General features: G+C 42.2%; 18 protein-coding genes and 1 pseudogene. 13 read left to right on the plus strand and 6 right to left on the minus strand.

Annotated elements, in window-relative coordinates; all coding sequences use genetic code 11:
• Positions 1 to 114 precede the first annotated feature (114 nt).
• Positions 115 to 2,538, plus strand: coding sequence for a DUF5916 domain-containing protein (locus tag P2W73_RS06250; RefSeq protein ID WP_276501145.1), 2,424 nt, complete (start codon positions 115 to 117; stop codon positions 2,536 to 2,538).
• A gap of 8 nt (positions 2,539 to 2,546) precedes the next feature.
• Here the strand turns inward: P2W73_RS06250 and pdeM are convergent, their stop codons facing one another.
• Positions 2,547 to 3,215: a ligase-associated DNA damage response endonuclease PdeM gene (gene pdeM / locus P2W73_RS06255; protein WP_276501146.1), complete on the minus strand. Its 669-nt coding sequence runs from the start codon at positions 3,213 to 3,215 to the stop codon at positions 2,547 to 2,549.
• Positions 3,216 to 3,476: 261 nt separating this feature from the next.
• On the minus strand, positions 3,477 to 6,053 hold the full coding sequence (locus tag P2W73_RS06260; protein WP_276501147.1) for a ligase-associated DNA damage response DEXH box helicase: 2,577 nt from the start codon (positions 6,051 to 6,053) through the stop codon (positions 3,477 to 3,479).
• Between the two features lie 368 nt (positions 6,054 to 6,421).
• On the opposite strand from P2W73_RS06260, the gene P2W73_RS06265 reads away from it, so the two are divergent.
• The 3 genes from P2W73_RS06265 to P2W73_RS06275 all read left to right on the plus strand — a co-directional run bounded on the left by P2W73_RS06265 (position 6,422) and on the right by P2W73_RS06275 (position 11,165).
• Positions 6,422 to 7,054: a response regulator gene (locus tag P2W73_RS06265; protein ID WP_276501148.1), complete on the plus strand. Its 633-nt coding sequence runs from the start codon at positions 6,422 to 6,424 to the stop codon at positions 7,052 to 7,054.
• A 252-nt stretch (positions 7,055 to 7,306) separates the two neighbouring features.
• The gene (locus P2W73_RS06270) at positions 7,307 to 10,405 is read left to right on the plus strand and encodes a T9SS type A sorting domain-containing protein (protein WP_276501149.1); all 3,099 of its coding nucleotides are present in this window, start codon (positions 7,307 to 7,309) and stop codon (positions 10,403 to 10,405) included.
• Positions 10,406 to 10,529: 124 nt separating this feature from the next.
• Entirely contained in the window at positions 10,530 to 11,165 is a 636-nt protein-coding gene (locus P2W73_RS06275) for a response regulator (RefSeq protein WP_276501150.1), read from the plus strand.
• Positions 11,166 to 11,290: 125 nt separating this feature from the next.
• Here P2W73_RS06275 and P2W73_RS06280 read toward each other — a convergent pair whose 3' ends face one another.
• Positions 11,291 to 11,470 (minus strand): hypothetical protein, encoded by a 180-nt coding sequence (locus P2W73_RS06280; RefSeq protein WP_276501151.1) that lies wholly within the window; start codon positions 11,468 to 11,470, stop codon positions 11,291 to 11,293.
• 253 nt (positions 11,471 to 11,723) lie between these two features.
• Positions 11,724 to 12,026 (minus strand): annotated as a pseudogene (locus P2W73_RS06285) (inorganic diphosphatase); the annotation flags it as partial.
• Positions 12,027 to 12,284: 258 nt separating this feature from the next.
• On the opposite strand from P2W73_RS06285, the gene P2W73_RS06290 reads away from it, so the two are divergent.
• Both P2W73_RS06290 and P2W73_RS06295 read left to right on the plus strand, forming a co-directional pair.
• On the plus strand, positions 12,285 to 12,716 hold the full coding sequence (locus tag P2W73_RS06290) for a tetratricopeptide repeat protein (RefSeq protein ID WP_276501153.1): 432 nt from the start codon (positions 12,285 to 12,287) through the stop codon (positions 12,714 to 12,716).
• Positions 12,717 to 12,761: 45 nt separating this feature from the next.
• Complete coding sequence (locus tag P2W73_RS06295) at positions 12,762 to 12,986, plus strand: hypothetical protein (protein ID WP_276501154.1); 225 nt, start codon at positions 12,762 to 12,764, stop codon at positions 12,984 to 12,986.
• Between the two features lie 61 nt (positions 12,987 to 13,047).
• On the opposite strand, the gene P2W73_RS06300 is transcribed toward P2W73_RS06295, so the two are convergent.
• Together P2W73_RS06300 and P2W73_RS06305 are read right to left on the minus strand one after the other, a co-directional pair.
• Positions 13,048 to 13,356 carry a polyhydroxyalkanoic acid system family protein gene (locus P2W73_RS06300; RefSeq protein ID WP_276501155.1) on the minus strand — a complete coding sequence of 103 codons (309 nt, stop codon included), beginning with the start codon at positions 13,354 to 13,356 and terminating at the stop codon, positions 13,048 to 13,050.
• Positions 13,357 to 13,415: 59 nt separating this feature from the next.
• Complete coding sequence (locus tag P2W73_RS06305) at positions 13,416 to 13,604, minus strand: CsbD family protein (protein WP_276501156.1); 189 nt, start codon at positions 13,602 to 13,604, stop codon at positions 13,416 to 13,418.
• Positions 13,605 to 13,851: 247 nt separating this feature from the next.
• On the opposite strand from P2W73_RS06305, the gene P2W73_RS06310 reads away from it, so the two are divergent.
• From P2W73_RS06310 to P2W73_RS06340, 7 genes are all read left to right on the plus strand, one after another.
• Positions 13,852 to 14,112 (plus strand): hypothetical protein, encoded by a 261-nt coding sequence (locus tag P2W73_RS06310; protein WP_276501157.1) that lies wholly within the window; start codon positions 13,852 to 13,854, stop codon positions 14,110 to 14,112.
• Between the two features lie 378 nt (positions 14,113 to 14,490).
• On the plus strand, positions 14,491 to 14,718 hold the full coding sequence (locus P2W73_RS06315; RefSeq protein WP_276501158.1) for an RNA recognition motif domain-containing protein: 228 nt from the start codon (positions 14,491 to 14,493) through the stop codon (positions 14,716 to 14,718).
• 79 nt (positions 14,719 to 14,797) lie between these two features.
• The gene (locus P2W73_RS06320; protein WP_276501159.1) at positions 14,798 to 15,205 is read left to right on the plus strand and encodes a fasciclin domain-containing protein; all 408 of its coding nucleotides are present in this window, start codon (positions 14,798 to 14,800) and stop codon (positions 15,203 to 15,205) included.
• Positions 15,206 to 15,249: 44 nt separating this feature from the next.
• On the plus strand, positions 15,250 to 15,552 hold the full coding sequence (locus tag P2W73_RS06325) for a hypothetical protein (RefSeq protein ID WP_276501160.1): 303 nt from the start codon (positions 15,250 to 15,252) through the stop codon (positions 15,550 to 15,552).
• 10 nt (positions 15,553 to 15,562) lie between these two features.
• Positions 15,563 to 15,817, plus strand: coding sequence for a short-chain dehydrogenase (locus P2W73_RS06330; protein WP_276501161.1), 255 nt, complete (start codon positions 15,563 to 15,565; stop codon positions 15,815 to 15,817).
• Positions 15,818 to 16,282: 465 nt separating this feature from the next.
• Positions 16,283 to 19,363, plus strand: coding sequence for an Ig-like domain-containing protein (locus P2W73_RS06335; protein ID WP_276501162.1), 3,081 nt, complete (start codon positions 16,283 to 16,285; stop codon positions 19,361 to 19,363).
• A 393-nt stretch (positions 19,364 to 19,756) separates the two neighbouring features.
• On the plus strand, positions 19,757 to 21,584 hold a 1,828-nt coding region (locus P2W73_RS06340), incomplete at its 3' end, for a hypothetical protein (RefSeq protein WP_276501163.1).

Genomic DNA, 21,584 nt, shown 5'->3' on the forward strand with positions numbered 1-21,584 from the left:
TTTGTGTGTTTTCACCCATTTTTTGCGTTTTTTTTCGGGGAAGCTTTTAGTCATCAGGCCGGTCGGTTATATTTGTTGGCAACTGAACGTATGCTGCTGCAAAGATCGATCTGTTTGACCCTATTGTTAATGGTTAGTGTTTTTTCTTACTCACAAGAAAAGACATTATCCGCCATTAAAACTGCCGCTAGTCCAAAGATTGATGGCAACTTAGATGATTTGGCCTGGAAAGAAGCTCCCATTGCTAACGGCTTTGTACAAAATTTTCCTGATTACGGATTCCCTGCCACCCAAAAAACAGAGGTCAGGGTGGTGTATGACAATACCGCAATTTATATCGGGGCACATCTTTATGACAATCCTTCCCTGATCCGTAAACAAATAACCGCCCGTGATGAGGAGCAGTTTAAAGATCTGGATTATTTCGCTGTTTTTTTTGATACGTACAATGATGATCAGAACGGCTTTGAATTCTTAGTGAGCTCATCCAACGTTCAGTCCGATGCAAGAATATCGCCTGGTCTTCCTCTTGAATATGGTGAGTATGGTGATAAAACCTGGGATGCGGTTTGGGACAGCAAAGTTGCTATAAAGGCAGATGGTTGGGTGGTAGAAATGAAGATCCCCTATATTTCTTTACGCTTCGCCAATACGAATGTACAGGACTGGGGCTTGCAGTTCGGAAGGTCGGTTCGGCGGAATAATGAAAAAACATTTTGGAACGCTGTTGATCCAAATGTAAATGGATTTGTGAACCAGTTTGGGGTGCTGAAAAACCTGGTAGATATCAAACCCCCGTTGCGCCTGAGTTTCTCACCTTATTTATCCACTGGTGTTCGCAGCACTCCTGAGACAAACGGATACAGGACAGAATGGCTGCGTAGCGGAGGCATGGATGTTAAGTACGGCATCAATGAAAGCTTCACGTTAGATGCGACACTGATCCCGGATTTCGGCCAGGTGATTTCTGATAACGTGGTCAATAATCTTACACCTTATGAGGTGAAGTTTGAAGAATACCGTCCCTTTTTTACCGAAGGAACAGATATATTCAATAAATCAGGATTGTTTTATTCAAGACGGATAGGGGCTACGCCATCAGGTTATTATGATGTCGAGCAGTTAGCAAAAGGTGATCCTGATATCGAGATCATAAAAAATCCGGGTCGTTCCCAGTTGTATAATGCCGTAAAGTTTTCGGGAAGAACGCCTTCGAAACTGGGCATCGGATTCTTAAATGCCATCCAGGCTCCCATGTATGCGACCCTGCGTAGTAAAAGCAATGGTGAAAAGGAAAAAATACAAACAGAAGCCCTTACTAATTATAATATCCTGGTACTTGACCAGGCATTAAAAGGAAGGTCATACGTCACCTTTACCAACACCAACGTGATGCGCAGTGGCGCAAACAAGGATGCAAATGTTACCGGACTCGACTTTAGTTTATACGATAAGAAAAATATTTTCAATATTCAGGGTTATGGTCATTATAGTAAAATTTTCGATCACGAATCTTACGACGGATATAATACTTCTTTGCGATTAGGAAAGGTGAGTGGTAAGGTCCAGTTTTATGCACAAAATACAATCCGTTCTCTTCAATATGACCCTACGGACCTTGGTTACCTTCAGACAGCGAATCAACATATCAACGCGGCCACTTTTAGCTACAAACAGTTAACACCAACTAATAAATTTTTGAGCTATCAATATAGCATCATTGCAGATTACCAGCGACTGTATAAGCCCGACAAGTTTTCTTCATTACAGTTGCAGGCACGGGGTTTTTGGTATCTCAAAAATTTCTGGGATGTATCGCTTATTGCTACATACCTCCCGGATCAGCATGACTATTTTGTGATAGGATCGCCGTTTGATACCTATGCACGCCGGCCGCAAATAGGATCGTTATCACTGATTGGAAGCACAGATAGCCGCAAACGTTTATTTGTAAACTATAATTTCCTGATAGCCGACTTTTTCAAAAACCCGGAGAAAGAATATTATGTCCTGGAAGGTGGTGTTCGTTACCGCTTTAGTAATAAGCTTTCATTAGAATTGTCACACCGCTATGAAACAGAAACAGACTATATAATTGATGCGGGCCGGGATAATTTGAACAGGGCAAGAGTTGCTTTCGTTGATTTCAAAGATGTGACCTCGATTCTCTCGGGCATTTACAATTTTACACCTCGTATCAATTTAACCCTAAGGGCACGGCATTACTGGAGCAAGGTAGATATTAAAAGAATTGCCAGGCTGGATGCAAAAGGTTACCCGGTGGCAGCTTCCGACCTAAGTGCACATGACAATATAAATTTCATTAACACAGACGCATTTTTAACCTGGGATTTTCGTTACGGCAGCCGGTTGATTCTTGGATTTAAAAACTGGCTTGGTGAAAATGAATACGTAGATGGCGCCCGGTATAAAAGGTATATATCTAATCTCGGTCAAACCTTTGGTTTAAAACACGGCAATGAAGCAACGCTGCGGTTTGTATACTTTTTGGATTATAACCAGCTTCGGAAAAAATAGCAGAAAGTTTATTTTTCCGGCATCGGCACAAGGTCTTTTTCGACAATTGCAAATACTTTTTCTCCTTTTTGGGGCGCTACCCGGTAGGTTCCGGTAAACTTGCTGAAAGCAGGCAAAATGCTATATTTTTCGCCAAAATAAAAACAGGGAAAACGCAACGATTGTTTTCCTCGTCCATTTAGTGTAATACCGGGATGTACATGTCCTGAGAAAACGTATTTGCCTGCTTGCAGCTTTAGTCTTGGTTTCACTATATCATGTACAAATAAAAAATTATTGACAGAATAGGGCTCATTATGCACAACAATATCAGCTTCTTCGTACCAGCGGTTGTCGAGGATGTCATGATTGCCTTTTGCCAGGTGCACTTCCATGGACGAAAAATCTTTTCGCCATTTCCTGAACAGGTCCATTTCCCTGTTGGCTATGCTATGCGTGAGATCGCCTACGATGATCAGCCGTTCTGCTTTAAAAAAAAGTATTTGCGCCAGCAGCCGGTGTAGATCGTCTTTGTAAACTCCTGCGGGCACGCCAATGCCGGCTTTACGAAAATGTCCCGTTTTGCCTACGTGGAGATCAGCGATAATCAGCGTTCTTTCATCCTCCCAAAATAAAGTTCGTTCGCTGCTAAGAATTAAATGATCATCGCCAATAATATGTGATAACAAACTGGCCATAAGGTTTGCAAATCTAAGAAGCTGTTTAAATTTTTTAGAATCAAACTTGCCTGTCGGCAGGGAGGCGCAGATATGGTAAGATAATGATGATCCGATAGCTATCGGATTTCGCTGATTTTATCTTAATAAATCATAATAATCAGTGTTATCAGCGTTCTACTTTTACATTTCCGGAGTCTCAAAAGAGATAAGAACGACAACACAGCATTATACAGATAAAATTCTGACCATTGACTAATCCGTCAACTGCCAACTATCAACTCAACTCTCCAACTGCGCCTGCATTCTTCTAACCCGGTCTTCCAGCTTTTCAGAAGAAAGATCTTCCCGCATACTATCGACTTTGATAGGAAAGCAAAACGGTGTCAGTCGTTCAGGAAAAGTGACAACGATGTTTGATGCTTGAATCCGCTGCAACATATCCCTTAACCTTACTTCTTCCATTTGCTGGTCAAACACCTCCTGGTAAGCCTGGCGTAAGAGCAAATTGCCCGGTTCATATTCACTAAAAACATTAAACAGGAGAGATGCCGATGCCTGCAGGTGTCTCGCCTTTATTTTTTCACCTGGTAGTCCCTGGAAAATCAATCCGCCAATAACGGCTATATCGCGGAATTTTCGCCGGGCCATCTCTGTAGCATTCACACTGCGTTGGATATCGGCAAGCAAGTTGTCCGGTGAAAAAAGTTCGTACACATTTGAATCGTCAACAGGTATCGGCTGGTCACTCAACAATTCAAATCCGTAGTCATTCATGGCAAACGAAAACGTAATAGGAGTGATGCGGCTGATGCGCCAGGCTAATATGGCTGCCATTGCTTCATGAACCAGCCTTCCTTCAAACGGGTACACAAAAAGATGAAATCCATCCTTAGTCTCTATGTGTTCGATCAATAGTTCATTGGCGTTGGGTACATGCGATAGTTTTTCCTGCAGTTCAAACAAAGGCTGCAATACTTTCAGCTCCACTACTTTTTCACTTTTGACTGCTGACTTTTGACTTCCTGCCTCTGTCAACTGCTCCCTCAATTTCTTTCCCAGGTTCGCACTCAGCGGCATACGTCCGCCTTGCCAGCTGGGTACAATGGATTTTTTAGCATTGCTTTTTCTCACGATCGCCGTCATATCCTTTATCATCGCAAACTCGAGATTTCTTCCTGCAAGAGTAAAGACATCTCCTGGTTGCAGGCGTGAGATAAACCATTCTTCGATAACGCCAATAAATCCGCCGCTTAAAAATTTTACTTTCATCATCGCTTCACTGACAATGGTGCCAATATGCAGGCGATGTCGCATCGCTATTTTCCGGCTGGTGATTTTATAAAGGTCGTTTTGTATCTCTATCTTCCTGAATTCGTCATATTGCTGTAATGCATTTCCCCCGGCCGTGATAAAATGAAGCAGCTGCTCCCATTCTGTGCGTTGAATTTCCTTATAACAATGTGTTGCTATTATTTCGGCAAAAATTGTATCAGGATCAAAACCATCTGAGATCGCTAACGTATTCAGGTATTGGATCAGGACATCAAAACACAATAACATCGGCTGACGGCTCTCGATCAGGTCCTCACTGATAGCACGTTTCAATGCGGCCGCTTCTACAAGTTCCAATGAATGAGTTGGCAGGAAATAGATTTTGCTGATTGCATCCGGGCTGTGCCCGCTTCGTCCGGCACGTTGTAAAAAACGGGCTACTCCTTTCGGTGAACCTACCTGTATCACCGTTTCTACCGGGCGAAAGTCAACCCCCAGGTCAAGGCTTGCCGTACAGACTACAGCCTTCAGATTACCGCTGTGCAAATTTTCTTCTACCCATTGCCGCAGTTCCATTTCAATAGATCCATGATGCAAGGCAATAGAACCGGCAAGGTCAGGACAAGCGTCTAAAATTTTTTGATACCAGGTTTCACTCATACCTCTTGTATTTATGAAAATGAGTGTCGTTTTGCTTTGCTCAATGATGGGAATTACTTTATGCACCAGCTTAATGCCTAAATGACCTGCCCATGGGTATTTTTCAATTTCATCGGGGATGATCGACTCTATTTCGATTCTTTTTTTTATTGCCGCACGAATGATGATTCCCTGTTTTTTTAAAGGAAACAATAATACTTCTTTGGCTTCTTCCAGGTTTCCGATGGTGGCGCTGATTCCCCAAATCGACAATTGGCAATTTGCAATTTGCAATTGACTGCCGCCAGTTGTCAATTGCTTATTGTCCGTTGCATATTGCAAATTGTCCGTTGCAAATTGCTCATTGCAAATTGCTCCCTGACTATTCACAATTCTCGATACGGCCAGCTCTACCTGTACGCCCCTTTTACTTCCCAGTAGTTCGTGCCATTCATCAACGGCAATAATTTTTAATGAGCGAAAAACTTCAGGATAACCTTGTTGCGCCAGCAACAGGTGAAGGCTTTCCGGTGTAATGATCAACACCTCCGGCATCTGTCGTTTTTGCTTTTGTCTTTCACTGGTATCTGTGTCGCCATTTCTGATGCCGACTTTCCAACTCATGCCCAATTCGTCAATTACTTCTTCCATGGCACGGCCGATATCTTTGGCTAATGCCCGTAAAGGAGTAATCCAGAGAAGCTGAAGATTATTTTTTGCTCTCGTTTTATAATCGGCAGGATGCCGATTGATAAAATCAATAACGGAGCCAAGGAAAACAGAATAAGTTTTACCACAACCCGTGGGCGCATTTACCAAACCACTTTCACCGTTGATGATTTGCTGCCAGGCTTGTTGCTGAAATAAAAAGGGTTGACGATTTTTTTGCCCTAACCAATCACTGATGATCTTATATCCAATCGACTGTTCGAGTTTAATTTCCATACACGGCCGGCATTTTTTTCAGTCATCCACTTATCTGATGGAATTTTTTTAGGAGGCAAAGATAATTTTTTAACTGTTGCGGCTGGGTTTGTTGTTTTCATGACCCGACGTATTAATACCGTGAAAAAACTACCGGTTACACCGTTAAAAAACGGTCTAAAAAACCGTGTAAATAATTCGTGTAAGTAAGGGATAATATGCAAATTCGGTAAACGGATTCTCAATCCACAATTTTTAATGATGCGCCTTGTTTCCGCACTAGTTTGATAGAAGTAGCCAGAAGCTTTGATAACCACGCCCTTGAACTTTTATCAACATGATGCGCTGTCCAATATCACCGTTCTTTTTTTAATCAAAAAATTGCTGCCATGCCCATACGTCTCTTCCTGGTAGATGATCACAAACTGCTGACCGATGCGTGGACCGCTATGCTGGGCGCCGACTCAAGATTTGAAGTAACAGGAGCTACCAATGACTCCACTACAGCTCTGGCTTCCGTCAAAGAATTAAAACCGGACATTGTTTTACTGGATCTAAGCATGACGCCGGTCAATGGTTTTGCTCTTACGCAGGCTATAAAGGAATATGACAGCAAAATTGGCATTATCGTAATTACCTATTATGATTTGCCGGTATATTATACCAAAATCATGAAGGCGGGGGCGAATGGATATATAACCAAAACTTCGGCATCGGGGGAACTGATAGAAGCCATTTTGCAAGTGTCAAAGGGTAACAACTATACCTGTAAGGAAATGGGACAAGCTATTATCGAAAATATGATCAATCCTGGTGAGATGCTGGCAGCTATCAAGAGTCTCACTCCTAAACAGCTGGCCATAATTGAATTAATAAAAAAAGGGCTTTCTTCGAAGGAAATTGCCGGCTACCTTGGCGTGTCGCCAAAAACTGTCGAAGTGCACCGGTACAATATTTTAAAAAAATTGGGACTTAAAAACAGTGCGGCACTCATCAATGAGATGAATCTCCGCGGGATTTGATTTACCCCTGCAGTACTAATTACAAAAAATCACCTGGAAATTCATGTCGAATAAAATCTACATGTTACGCATAAATGCAATGACACAGGATAGATATAAAACACTATTTTTTTTTGGCAACACTATTTTTTTCTTTGTAACTGCAGTAGGTTAAGTCATATCACCAGGTTTAATTGTTCCAAAAGAATTGATTTGGTGTTTATTGCCTGCATTGCATGTATTTGGTAGCTGCTAACTATTCAATCCAATAGTATGAAACTAACTGCCCGGGGCTGGCGCATTGCCCTTACCGTTTTGGTTTTTGCTTTTTTACAGAAAGCTGTGAAAGCTCAATCACCCGGACTTATTGTAAGACCTGCTGCTGGTAATGGTGCCGGGTTCCTGAATCCCAACGGCGATAGTCATACCTCAGCATCTGCCAGTGGCTTTTCATCAAATGATATAGCAGAAAGCGAGATTCCCTACAAAGTCGTTCCGCCCATTATTACCGAACCGACAGGTGACTTGGCTACCGGCCCTTCAGGTGGCTTTTCTGATATTGTGAAGACCGTTGACAACAGTGGTTTTTATATTTATTTCAATGGAACCAATATCCTGTTTCGTTTGCGAATTGGTAATATTATTAGTGGTTCTAAAGGCTATAGCATTTTGTTTGACACGGATGGTAAGATCGGGAATAGTGGTCCTGGTGCCGATCCCAATTTTATCGCCTCCACCAACACCAGCAACGGTAATCCTGGTTTTGAATACGAGGTGGTACTGCAAACTAATTTTGACGTATCTGTCTATAATGTCGATGGCACGTCAAGCCCTGTTTTAGTCAACACATATTCGCTGGCTACCAATTCCCAGATTTCTGTGGCTTTATCAACAGATTCGGGAAACCCGGACTATTTCTATGATTTCGGTATTCCGGTAACGGCCATTGGCTCACCTGCATCATTCAGGATGGTAGCAACAACAGTTACTTCTCCTTCATCTGCTTTGCAAGGCAGCCGATCCGATATTTATGGCATCAATGATAGCGCTAGTCCAAATACAGCGGTAGCCTGGGAAACAGTGATCACGGCACAACCAGCGATTGCCATGACAGATCTTGGAACCTTAGGGCCGGGAGTTGCGGCCGTTTGCACGGCAGCACCTGTGATTAATACCCCTATAAGTAACGGAGCAGCAGTAAGCGTAACCGGGACCTGGACACGATTGGATGCATCTAAACCTTCGTCTGCAATGGTGACACTCTATAAAAATGGAACAATAGCCGGCACCACTACGGTGGCTACAGGCGACACATGGTCCATTCTTGTACCGGTGATTGCTTCGGGCGACGTTTTTTATGCTAAAGCGCAGGCATCGGGTGAATCAATGTGTTTACAATCATCATCCGTTACCGCAGGTTGCACCAGCATACCGGCGGCACCAGTATTATCCTGCGCTTCGTCCAAAGGAATATCCGGAACAATGGGTCTTGGAAATACCATCCAGATTTATCTTTTGCCAACAACCAATGCTTCACCTACCTCGAACCCATTGGTTACTAATATTAGTTATCCAACACCCACCACCTTTGCTTACTATGTAAATGGATGTTCGGGTGGCACCAACAACGTAGCGAACGGTACGTATATGTTGGTCACTTCCAATGGTAGCTGCACATCCGCACCAACTTTTGAATGTATATCATCGGGTAGTAGTTCCCTGGTTGGCCTGGTGACCAACGCTATTACTTTGACAACCCCGGTCTATCCTTATCATACAACGATCAACGGTAGCGGTGTTGCCTCAGGCAATATCCTGCGATTGTTCATTAATGGTAAATATAGTTCGACGGTAACAGCTACGGGTACTACTTTTTCCTTTACAGACCTTAGTTTGAAAAGCGGTGACCAGTTGAAAATTTACTTGTCAGCCGCAGGAAGCACCTGTATGACTGGTTCTAATACTTTTACGGTTAGTTGCTATACAACTCCGCCAGTGATTAGTACGACCAATGGCGGCAACTTAATTGCAACATCCACTTCGGTAAGCGGTACATCCTCCTATTCAGGAGCTACTGTAACATTATATTCCGGTACAGCGCCGGGTGGTGTGGCGGTAGGATCGCCGGCGACCACTTCAAGTAATGGCTCGTGGACCATTTCAGGAATCACTATTACCGCTGGCCAAAATTATTATGCAACTCAGTCTTATGCTGGTTGCGCCAGTCTGGCGTCAGCATCTGCTTTGGCCCTGGCGCCGACAACTATCTGTCCCACTATTACCGGCAGCTATAATGATGCTTCCACTACCATATCGGGTACGTTATCGTCGGCCTTCTCCGGTACGGTACGCCTTTACCTGGATGGATCATTAATTGGATCGGTGAATGTGACAACTGCTTCAGCCTGGAGTATCCCGGTAAACTCATCAGCGTCTAATAAGCTTTATACAGGAGGGGTTTTAACTGCTTCAGCCCAAAGCAGTACTGGTGCTGAGAATACAAATTGCCCGGGAAGCATCGTAGTAAGTTGCGCAGCACCTGCCATTCCATCGGTAACGCCAACCAGTTCGACGATTGGCTTGTTGCAATCAGTGAACTATACCATCGCCAATGCTGAGTCAGGAATTTTATATTCTATAAAAGATAACAGCGTCAATACATATTATGCGCCATCCAAATTCGGTAGCGGCAGCAGTCTGTCATTTACAACCAATACTTTCAACTCATTGGGTACCTATAACCTGCAGGTGAAAGCAACTTCTCTTTCAGGCCCGGGCTGTGAAAGCCAGTCCGCTGCAACCGTATCGGTAAGTTTATCGCTGCCTTTAACATTGATCAGTTTTGATGTTCAACCTCACGATGGTTATACCCAATTAAACTGGAAAAGTTCAGAAGAGATAAATGTGAGTCATTTCGAAATTCAGCGCAGTGATGATGGCAATGCTTTTTATTCAATCGGGAACATATCGGCCAACAATAACGCCCAGGTCAATGCTTATTCATTCCGGGATTATAAAAATATAACGGGCACCGCCTGGTATCGTCTTTTAATTATTGATAATGACGGGAGGAAAGAGATGAGTCGTATCGTGAAACTTTCAACAGCTGTAATGAGCGAAACAATAACTGTATCTCCCAATCCTTTTATCAATAAAATAGATGTCCAGATTGCTGGCGGCATACAAAACAAAACAGAAATAATACTAACCGATGCGGCTGGCAGGATCATAAGAAAAATGAAGGAAAATTTATTGCGTTCCGGTGTGATGACCATTAGTCACCTCGATGGATTGACACCGGGCCTTTACATAATAATGATCTACAGGGATGGAAAGATAGCGCAGCAAACTAAATTGGTAAAACAGCGATGACCGGTTATTGATTTCAAACAAATAATTCAATGTTTATTTTTTCTAAGCTGTTTTACGTTTAGTCAGCCCGGCAGTTATAGTATATTTAACCTCGAAAACTATTGCCAAAATCCAAATCCAGCTTATGTACCCAATTCGCCTTTTTATTGTTGATGATCATAAACTCATTACCGATGCCTGGACCGAAATGTTGAACGCTGATTCCAGGTTCAGGGTTGTAGGCGCCACCAATAATTCAGCACTTGCGCTTTCATCAATAAAAGAATCTTCTCCTGATATGGTGCTGGTGGATCTTAGCATGGAACCCGTTGATGGTTATACACTCACCAGGGATATCATTGAGCATAGTCATACAATAAAAGTGATAGCGATTTCCTACTACGATATGCCGGCTTGTTGCAGCCGGGTGCTGGAAGCAGGCGCCAGCGGTTATGTGACCAAAACTTCATCCGGTGAAGAACTGGTAGAAGCAATTATAGAAGTGTTTAGTGGAAAAAGATATACCTGCACAGAGATCAATCAAAACATCATACAGGAAATAGTGCAACCGGATTTGATGACTCATGCTATCAGATCGCTTACGCCAAAACAGCTATCAATTATCGATTATTTAAAAAAAGGATTTTCATCCAAAGAGATAGCAGGTAACCTGGGCGTCACCAATCGCACAGTAGAAATTCACCGGTATAACATTATGAAGAAATTGGGGTTGAAAAACATTGCGGCGCTTATCAATGAAATGAATATGCGTGGTATCTGATAGAGTAAGTAGTGAGCAAAAATTAATTGTGCTATAATAAGGAAGAGCCGATTTCGCCGACTCTTCCTTTATCCATCAGCAACGCCTGCTCTATAAAGCAAGCTAATTCAATGTCCGGTCAAAAACTACTTATGCAATGAATCATGCCGGGCGCCCATGGTATCTACGGGTACAGTCATAGTATCCCTGTCGATGGTATTATCTTTTTCAATTATAGTGCTGTCTTTAATAGTGCTTTCATTGGTGCTTTCATTATTGCAGGCTAACATAAAACCCGCTATGCACACGATCAGTAATTTTTTCATAAAAGTTGATTTTAGCAGAATAACTTTCAATTATATTGTCAATGAAGGCAACAGTGTTTTGTCCTTTTTGCCGGATAAAAATGGGTAATGATTTACACATGTCCGGCCGGGTGGGTAAATTATTTACCGTTTAGGTTAAGCCGCTAACTACTTTTATATCCCCTTAGTGATTTGCTTCTTCAGCATCGCTTCAGCCTTTGTTGAACTCACCAGTTTCAGCGGTTGAAATTGTTTATTTTCCAGCTTGTTGTAATTAATAAAAAAAATCAACTAATTCCTGGTTGTGCTTTTTCGGGAGTTGGTGTATGTCTTTCAGGTGTTGATAAAGACGGGAATCTAAAGGCACAAGCAGGAAGCGATCATTGCGAAATTTTTTCTTGCCAGGTATTTTTTGGTTGGCCAGCAGGGCGCCAATAGTACGGCACTCCATTTCTACACCCGGGTAAGTGTTACATTCTGTTATGACCATAGCATCCAGCGGGTCGCCATCTTCAGCAGTAGTATGTTGGATCATTCCAAAATCATAAGGAAACACCATACCCAGGGGCAACATTTTTTCAGCCTGAAAACCTTCTTTTTTTCATCAAAGAAGTATTTGCCGATAGAATACCTGGGAGTTTCAATCATGACAGTTACTGAAAACATAAGTAGTGATATTTTCTTTTTAATGATTGACCGCTGTTCAGCTGAGATATTGATATCGGCTTCTTTTTTGGTAGAGAGTTACAGGCAATCATACTATAGCATAAAGATTTAAATACCATGCCATGAAATAAAAAAATGGCAGGCGATTTAAACTCAATATTAGGGTGATATGAAAATTGTGCACACTTCAAGTCCACAAGATCAACCGATAACACCTGGGCTACCGCTCAGTGGCGATTGGCAACAAGCCCGGCAATTTGAGCAGGAAGGCGAATGGGAAAAAGCCATAAAAATATACAACCGCATGCTTAAAGCACAACCGCTGAATGAAAAAATATACGATCGACTTATGATTATTTATCGGAAAAATAAAAATTACCAAAAGGAGAAAGAGATCATTAATACAGCCATCCGGGTTTATGAAAAGTTTTATAAAGAAAGCGAAAAAGCAACGATCACAAAAAAAGTTGCGGCAATCAGCAAAGCGCTGTTGAAATCTTTGCAAATGACTGATGCAAAAGGTCGTCCCTCTCCACAACGGGAACCCGTCAAGCGATGGACCAAAAGAAAACAATGGGTGCAAAACCGGCTATGTTCATAGTAGTAAAGGCGTTGGGACTGGCATGCTTTTTTTACTATAATTTTTATGCGCAAGTCATTTTCAGTGGGCTCCATTGAAAAAATCCAGCTTGAATTGGCGGATCTTGACCGCGGTTTTGTTAATATCAGGGGTAAAAAATTAAAACCGAGTCAATGTTATCGTTTTGATGCAGACACCGGTAATATTTTGTTTAATACCAATTGTCCCGAGGGGTTAAAACAAAAAATACAGGAAATAGTAATGAAGTATTTGAATGCACCAAATGAATAAAAAGGATCATTTGGTGCGGCGGCCAGTTTTCAACCCGGTAAAAAATTATGCTGTATGAAGCTTAATTGTTGGACAATAGCACGCCGGCTTTTTCCTTTATTACCTCGCTGATTTTTCCTTTGAAAAAGGAAAGCGCAAAAGGCAGGTTGCCATCGATGTGCACAAAATTTTCTTCGACTTTTATTTTCCCGGAAAGGTCAAATCCTTTGGCAGAGAAACTGAATTCGCCCTCATTGCCATCCCAGGTTTCTTTGACATCCTTTATCGTGTCGGCCTGGTCCCGTTGTAATTGCTGCAATAAGCCCTGGATACGGCTCAGGGCTTCCTGCGGTGTTAACTGATGAGGAATCGAAATATCAAGTGTTGCCATTAGCTAAATGATCATTGCTTCACTACAAAAGTGTTGAATTGTCATCAAACGGGGAAAAATTATCCCAGGTTTTTTAACCACTTTACCAAATCATCTTTGGCTTGTCCAGTTTTTTTCTGCACCCTTCCCCAAAATTCGTCATCCTTTCCTTCTTCATATTTCAAATCATCATCAGTAAGATTGGCATATTTCTGCTTTAATTTCCCTTTCCATTCATTCCATTTTCCCTTTAATTCCATTTTATCCATAACACACGATTTAGAGTTAACAAAAGGTTGATACAGTAAACGATAAAAAAAATGTGCCAACAAGTGACGATAACCCGGACGTCGGGATCATTTTGAAAATTAACGGTTAAAAAACGGTTTATTTATTCGCAGGCGTGTAGATTACTTTAATCTGTACCCGAATTTTATCCACTATCCGGATCTTTTTAAGGCTGATGACATAAAATTGAACGGAGATAAAAGCAAACAACGCTCTTACTTCGTAGATTTGCGGCTGTTGATTATGAATGCTCCAAAGAATATTGCTTTTACAAAGCTGATCAAGATAAATGGCCGTCTGCGTGAATTTAACTTTCGGAAACGGCCTGCAGGTTACTATGATGTAAACACCAATGATGAACGGGGCAACCGTTTCTTCTTTAAACTGGAACAGCAGGAAGGTGAGTGGACGATTTCCGACCCGGAGTTACCTGCGTGGTTGATTCACAATAAACCATCGATTGTTGAAGCCGTACAGGAAGAGGAATAATTTTCACGAGACACAATTATATTAATCAGCAAACAGGGCGACATCCATTTCCGCTGCTGATCCTGATTGGGTAGTGGATAAAAATTCCACGGCCAGGCATCACAGGTATAATGATCTTATCATTACAAAGGATGATAATTTGGAGCGTTAGTAATAGTTAATAAAAAGGGAAATCTGAACGCGGTTCATTTACACACGCCAAATTGATTTCTTACATTGACCTAAATAGGCTATCTTCATTGAAATCAGATAAAAATACCACATCATTCAGTTAGGATCAGTAGCGATTCTTATTCTTCGACACAGTAATTGTTTTCTCCTCTTTTCTCCTTGTTGCTGTTTTTTTATCAGTATCTACTCAATCTTAAAAAATCGGGAATGAATATGTATGTTGCTAACCTGGGATTTCATATCACAGCAGACGATCTGAGGAAATTGTTTGAATCATTCGGACTGGTAATTACAGTCAAAATAATCCTGGACCTGGCAACCGGCGGTGGTCGGGGATTTGGATTTAATAAACTCAATGGAAAAATGGAAGGAAGGTTTATTCCTATCCCGGTTGTAAGAGAAAGAGAGGAACGTTCCGGCAAAAAAAGCTGGTAAACAAAAGAAAGCAGACAGCAGGCAAACTAATCCTTTTCGGTCTCGCTTAAATAGTAATCGGTCACCCAATAAATTTTATATGGCTACAATCATCCAGATCGCAAATGCCGACAGGAATCTTAGTTTATTCAGTAAAGGAATTAAACTGGCAGATCTGGAGGGCAAACTAAATGAGATCGGACCCTTTACGATCCTGGGACCTGTTAATCTTGCTTTGAGTCGATTGATGTCCATGACTTATGACCAACTGCTGGAACCGGGGAATAAAAATAAGCTCGTAGATTTTTTATCAGGCTATATTATTTCGGGTAAAAAAATGTTGGCTGATTTTAGAAACGATCAAAGACTGTCTACTCTCCAGGGAAAAATGGTAACAACCACTATTAAGAACGGGGATATTCATATCAATGGAGCTAAGATACTGGCAAAGGACAGGCAGGGGGCAAATGGTGTTATTCATTTACTGGGCGGCACCTATATACAATAGCTTTTAACGGACAGTGGGTAGAATTTATCATTCAAAATTGTATTATGCATTTTCAAAAAGAACATCTCGAAGGAACACATTATACCTGGTCAACCGGGAGTCAAAAAAATAAATTTCTGGGTCAGCCCAGCCGTCGGTCATTTGACCGCTTTGATGGTGACCAGGTACTCTTCCTGATCAACTTTTATGGATCAGTAGCCGACAGGTTTAGCATTGCCGAGGGCAAAAAAATTGAATACGCTATCTGCCATCATTTACCACTTGATGCAAAAAGTGAAGTATCAGTATTTAACTGGATCAGGAATGGCTGTTTGACCGAACAGGAAACACCGGTCAATAAAGGTTAAAAAACAGCTTATGACTTACGACGAAATTGAAAACATCCTTCAGAATAAATACCCGGATAATGCCGTTGTGAAAATTAATTTCAGAACCCGTAATTCCGTGAACGGTATTTTTATAAAAACAGCTGACTACAAAGAATTGAGCCGGAAAAACCTATGGCGGATAGTCAGTGCAACTTATATGGATGCCTACAGACAATCTCACGATGAAAGTTTAGCCAGGATTTTCAACGGATCGGAATTTACAAAACTGGAACTGGTCCGATAACCAGCAATGAACTGCATCACACCCGGTAAAAATAAAATAGAGTGTTTCTCTTGCATAATACAAATACTAAATATATTTTGTAACGCAATGGCATTTTCCTGTTTTCAAAATGCCGGTAAATTTCATTAAGCTCCACCATCCTCAGAGAAATAGATTTCACTATTTTTTCTTTTTTCGCATTTATTATTTACTGTACCTACTGATTGCACATCTCCCATACTTCCCCACCGGGAAAGGCTGGCTAATAGTCCTTGTATAAAATCAACCAGAATCGGTTTTGTATCCCATAAACAATAGTTTATGCAATTGCGGAGTTGTGCGCAGACCTTTTGCTTTTCGAATTTACTTCCCGGTCATTATTCCGACCTGGATGATTCAAGTTTTTTCCCCAGGCTTGTATGCCCTGCATTTTTTCCATTCCAGATAATCTAAACTACCATTTATTAAAATTAAAAACCGCCGATTATGACCAGAGATGTAGGCTTCCCGAATCAGTTCCCATACCCCGGCCCATGGGTTAAAAGGTTGGCTGGCTTTTTTAAAACTGCTGTTTTGTTGGTTTTTATTTCAACAAAGTCATTAGCACAAACTTTCCCTCCTGCAAGTTCCTGTACATCAAAAGACCTGGAATTATTAAGCGCTACATTGCCACCTCCGGCTAATGATCGATGTCAATGCGAAGGAACGAGAACATTAATGTTAGGTATTATTAATAAAACAGGTTCTACCAGAACATCTTTTGCCTTATGGGGCACTTTACTGACATTCAATGCTGCAGGAGACACTATTAGCCAGGAGGCGATTGTTGCCTGTGCCGGTCCTATCCCTAAAAATGCTACGAGTGTTTTAGCTTCTGATAAACAAATAACAGTTAGCTGTGGCCAATCATTTAAGATCGTTAATTTATATTTAGCCTGGACCTCAGCTTCCCCGGGTGAAACTTGCGCTGTTTTAAAAGCGAATCCTTCCACTATTAATCCCAAGTGCGGAATATTACCCGAAATTAATGTTGGCCTGGGCGTGGCAGCTACTATAACTAAAACTAATGCAACTTGTACAGCAGGGGGCAGCATTAAGGTTGAGCCTTCAGGTGGTATAGGCCCTTACCAGGTTTGTTTGTATAAGAAAACGAGTGCTACCGATAGCACCCTTATTGATGTATGCCGAAATGTTGTTGCAAATGGATCCACAACTTTTAGTGGACTCGCTACCGGAGACTATACAATAAGAACGACAGATAATATGAGTGAAACTGACGTTACTAAGAGATGTTTTACTAATAGAATGACAACCATTACGCAACCAGACCAGGTAGCTGCTCCATCTGCCACGGTAGGCCAACCAACTTGTACTACGGCTACAGGATCTGTTAGTGTAAACTCTTTTGATAATACTATCACGTATACACTCAAGCAAGGTGGAGTTTTAAAATATACGGCTAATGGTAGCGGTGTTTTCATCGCAGTGGCTTCCGGTATTTACGATTTAATTGCCACCAAGGGCAGTTGCAGCGCAAGCGGCTCTATAACTGTGAATGCACAACCTGCAACACCTGATGCACCAGCAGCAAGTGGTGATGAGCAGTGTGAACAAAATCCATTACAAACTTTAACAGCAACAGCTACAGCACCCAGCGGTGGAAGCATTGTATGGTATGATGCAGCAACTGGCGGTATCGCAGTAAGTCCAACACTGAGTGCGGTTGGAACAAAAACATACTATGCAGAAGCATCCAATGGAACATGCTCCAGCCTTTCAAGGACAGCAGTGATCTTAACGATCAATGCAGCACCGGCTGCACCTACAAGTGGCGGTAATCAAACAGTATGTGAAACATCACCGATTCAAACTTTAACTGCTACAGCAAGTGGTGGAACAATTACCTGGTATGAAGCAGCAACAGGGGGTAGCGCAGTAAGTCCAACACTGAGTGCAGTTGGAACAAAGACATACTATGCAGAAGCATCAAATGGAACATGCTCCAGCCTTACAAGGACAGCAGTGACCTTAACGATCAATGCAGCACCGGCTGCACCTACAAGTGGCGGTAATCAAACAGTATGTGAAACATCGCCGATTCAAACTTTAACTGCTACAGCAAGTGGTGGAACAATTACCTGGTATGAAGCAGCAACAGGCGGTAGCGCAGTAAGTCCAACACTGAGTGCAGTTGGAACAAAGACATACTATGCAGAAGCATCAAATGGAACATGCTCCAGCCTTACAAGGACAGCAGTGACCTTAACGATCAATGCAGCACCGGCTGCACCTACAAGTGGCGGTAATCAAACAGTATGTGAAACATCGCCGATTCAAACTTTAACTGCTACAGCAAGTGGTGGAACAATTACCTGGTATGAAGCAGCAACAGGCGGTAGCGCAGTAAGTCCAACACTGAGTGCGGTTGGAACAAAAACATACTATGCAGAAGCATCCAATGGAACATGCTCCAGCCTTACAAGGACAGCAGTGATCTTAACGATCAATGCAGCACCGGCTGCACCTACAAGTGGCGGTAATCAAACAGTATGTGAAACATCACCGATTCAAACTTTAACTGCTACAGCAAGTGGTGGGACAATTACCTGGTATGAAGCAGCAACAGGCGGTAGCGCAGTAAGTCCAACACTGAGTGCGGTTGGAACAAAAACATACTATGCAGAAGCATCCAATGGAACATGCTCCAGCCTTACAAGGACAGCCGTGACACTTACCATCAACGCGACGCCTGCAGCACCAACAGCCGAAGTAACACAGCCCACTTGCGGCACTCCGACCGGTACTATTTCCGTTACCAGTGGTATATCCGGGTTATCATTTAGCATCAACAGTACAGATCCTTCAGCCTTTACCAATTCAACGGGTGCATTCAGCGGTTTAGCCGCCGGCGATTATGCCATTAGGGCAAAGAATGCCAGTGGTTGTATTTCAGCCCCCGTCAGTAAAACAGTTAATGCAGCAGCTTCTGTTCCTCCAACGCCGGTAGTGGGTGTTAAACAGGCAGCTTCCTGTTCTTCATCGTCCATTATACTGGAAGTATCAAGTCCGCTTGGAAGTGATTTTCTATACTCGAATAATAATGGTGACTGGCAGGCCAGTACTGAATTTACCATCAAGGCAGGGGATGGCTACAATATAAAAGCCAGGAGGATAAGTGATAATACCTGCATCTCCGAAGCTGCCGGTTGTGGGGCTGAAACCACTACCAGCAACAGGTCTCAACAGCCTGTATCAACCACTACTACGAAAATGGTAACTACCGTCATTACCCAAACCGAATCAGGAGGTACCGGGGTTAAAGCTTTTCCAAATCCCTATAACGATAAGGTGAAGTTAGTGGTAACCTCTCCTGTAGCGGGTAACGGAAGCCTGGAAGTGATAAATATGCTCGGGCAGAAAATAAAAACGGTTTACCAGGGCCGCATCATTGCCGGTAACCAGGCTTTTGACGTGAACATACCCGCCGCACAGCGTTCGACACTCATCTATATCTTCCGGATGGGAGGCCGGCAAATAACCGGGAAACTATTACAGTTAAACCAATAGTAGCATGGACCTGCATGCACACGAAAAGGATGCTGAAAAGCATCCTTTTTTTATTGGAGTAAAGAGGCGGCGGTCCTTAGTTGTTTAAAATTGACGATAAGCGACCCGCTTTTTTTGAAGCGGGTTAAAAAAATAGCCGGGTAAATCTACGGGCCTCTTGGATTTGACAGAAAATGCTGTTACATTCGTCGCAAGGTGTCATCACTTTACCCTTCCCAAATCCCATCTCCTCTCGAGCAATCAGCTTTTTGGTTTTTTTAGGCGTAGCTGTAATCGCAATTGTAAATAAAAAAACGCCGGTTATTATCGATTGCTAATCTCCTCGAAAACTACCACCATCCGTCTGCTGATTTCGTCAACAGTTTCTTTTTTATTACCGAAACCTAACCACTTATGGGTAATGCTTTTACTCCTGCGCCTGCTAATGCCGGTCATTTTACACATCAATCATTACCGGATTGCCAGCCAAAAATAAATACCGAAAGCTGTAGTTTCTCTCCTCACCTTAATACGATTTGCTGTATGAAAAAAATATTACGCAAAACCGGCCTGCTGGCAATACTGTTATTGCTGGCCAATTTGTTTTTTGTAAGTGAAAGTTTTGGGCAGGCGACTGTGCAGACGGATAAACTGGATTACTATCCCGGTGATTATGTTATCATTACCGGTGCGGGATGGACATCCGGCGAAACAGTGGAATTGCATATCGTTTCCGACTGCGGATGTACTGATGAAGTCTTAACTGCAATCGCTGATGCAGGTGGAAATATTCATAACAATCAGTTTTTGATTACGGAAGATCATCTAGGTGCTTCGTTTGTTCTTACGGCAACAGGATTATCATCTGGATTGACAGCACAAACTACTTTTACTGATGGTTCGTGGACCATTACTCCAAATCAGACAGTATGTATAAATCAAAGTAAAGAACTTACCTTTTCAGTTACAACGACAAGTTCTCCAAATAATGGCTCATTTAAGATAGATTTTCCTGCGAGTTTTACTCTATCTGGAAATAGTATAAGTAGTGTAACTGGCGGGAAGACATGGACTAGTTCAATTTCAGGGTCCAGTGTTTGTTTGACCAGGACAGGAAATAATAGTAATAATGTTGGAAGCGGTGATGTAATTGTTTTTAAAGTTACTGTAGTTGCTTCAACCACTACGGGATCTCCTTTTTCTTTGTCAGGGTTCAGCAATGCTAATAACACGGCTTGTCCTGCAACAGGTACCCCTCAATCATCAACCGCAACGATAACAGTTCAAAGTGCACCATCTGTAAGTCATAACACAGCAGCATTAACTGTATGTCAGGGGTATGATCCTGCTGTACTTACTGCTACAGTCTCAGGAGGGAATGCTCCATTTACATATCAATGGAAATTGAATGGCTCTAATATTATTGGAGAAACTAATTCTACTTATGATGCATCTAATTTAAATACACCTGGAATTTACTCTTACACGGTAGTTGTGATGGACGCATGCGGCAATACCGGTACTTCTACAGCAAAAACAATAACTGTTAATGCCGATCCAGTTTCGCCAACAATTAATCCATCACCGGCTGATGGAAGTACAGTTTGCGTAGGTTCATCTGTTTCTGCAACATTTAGTCCTGGTAGTGGCGGTGCAGGAACTGTAACAGATACATACGAATATAGCACAGATGGTGGCGCTACGTGGAATCCTTATTCGTCAGGAGATCCAATTGCTGCAACTGTTGGAATGGTTGGGATAAATAAAATAAAAATAAGGACTCAAAGAACAGCAACAGGTAGTTCATGTAATAATGGTGCTGTTAATACTGTTCAATGGACTGTAGCCGCCTTGCCAAATTGTTCAATCACAGGAGCTGATGGACCAGTTTGTCCATTAGCATCTAACGATTATACTGCACCCGGAGGAATGACAACTTATTTGTGGGAAATAACTGCAGGCAGTGCAACAATTGTTGCAGGTGAAGAAGATGATCAGATTGCAACGGTTGTAGCCGGCTCAGGTTGCAATACATCTTATACTCTTAAACTAACAATTACTGATGGCAACGGATGTTCTTCAAGTTGTACTAAAGTTGTAGCGATACAAGACAACACTGATCCGACCGGAACAACAACAGCGGGATCCACCAACAATAATATGTGCAAGGCTGATGCAGCAACATACTTCTCCTTTGATGCAGCAGCAGCGGCGGGTGGCTATAGCGATAATTGTGGCGGAG

The sequence above is a fragment of the Terrimonas pollutisoli genome, from assembly GCF_029360765.1.
Classification (GTDB): Bacteria; Bacteroidota; Bacteroidia; order Chitinophagales; family Chitinophagaceae; genus Terrimonas_B; species Terrimonas_B pollutisoli.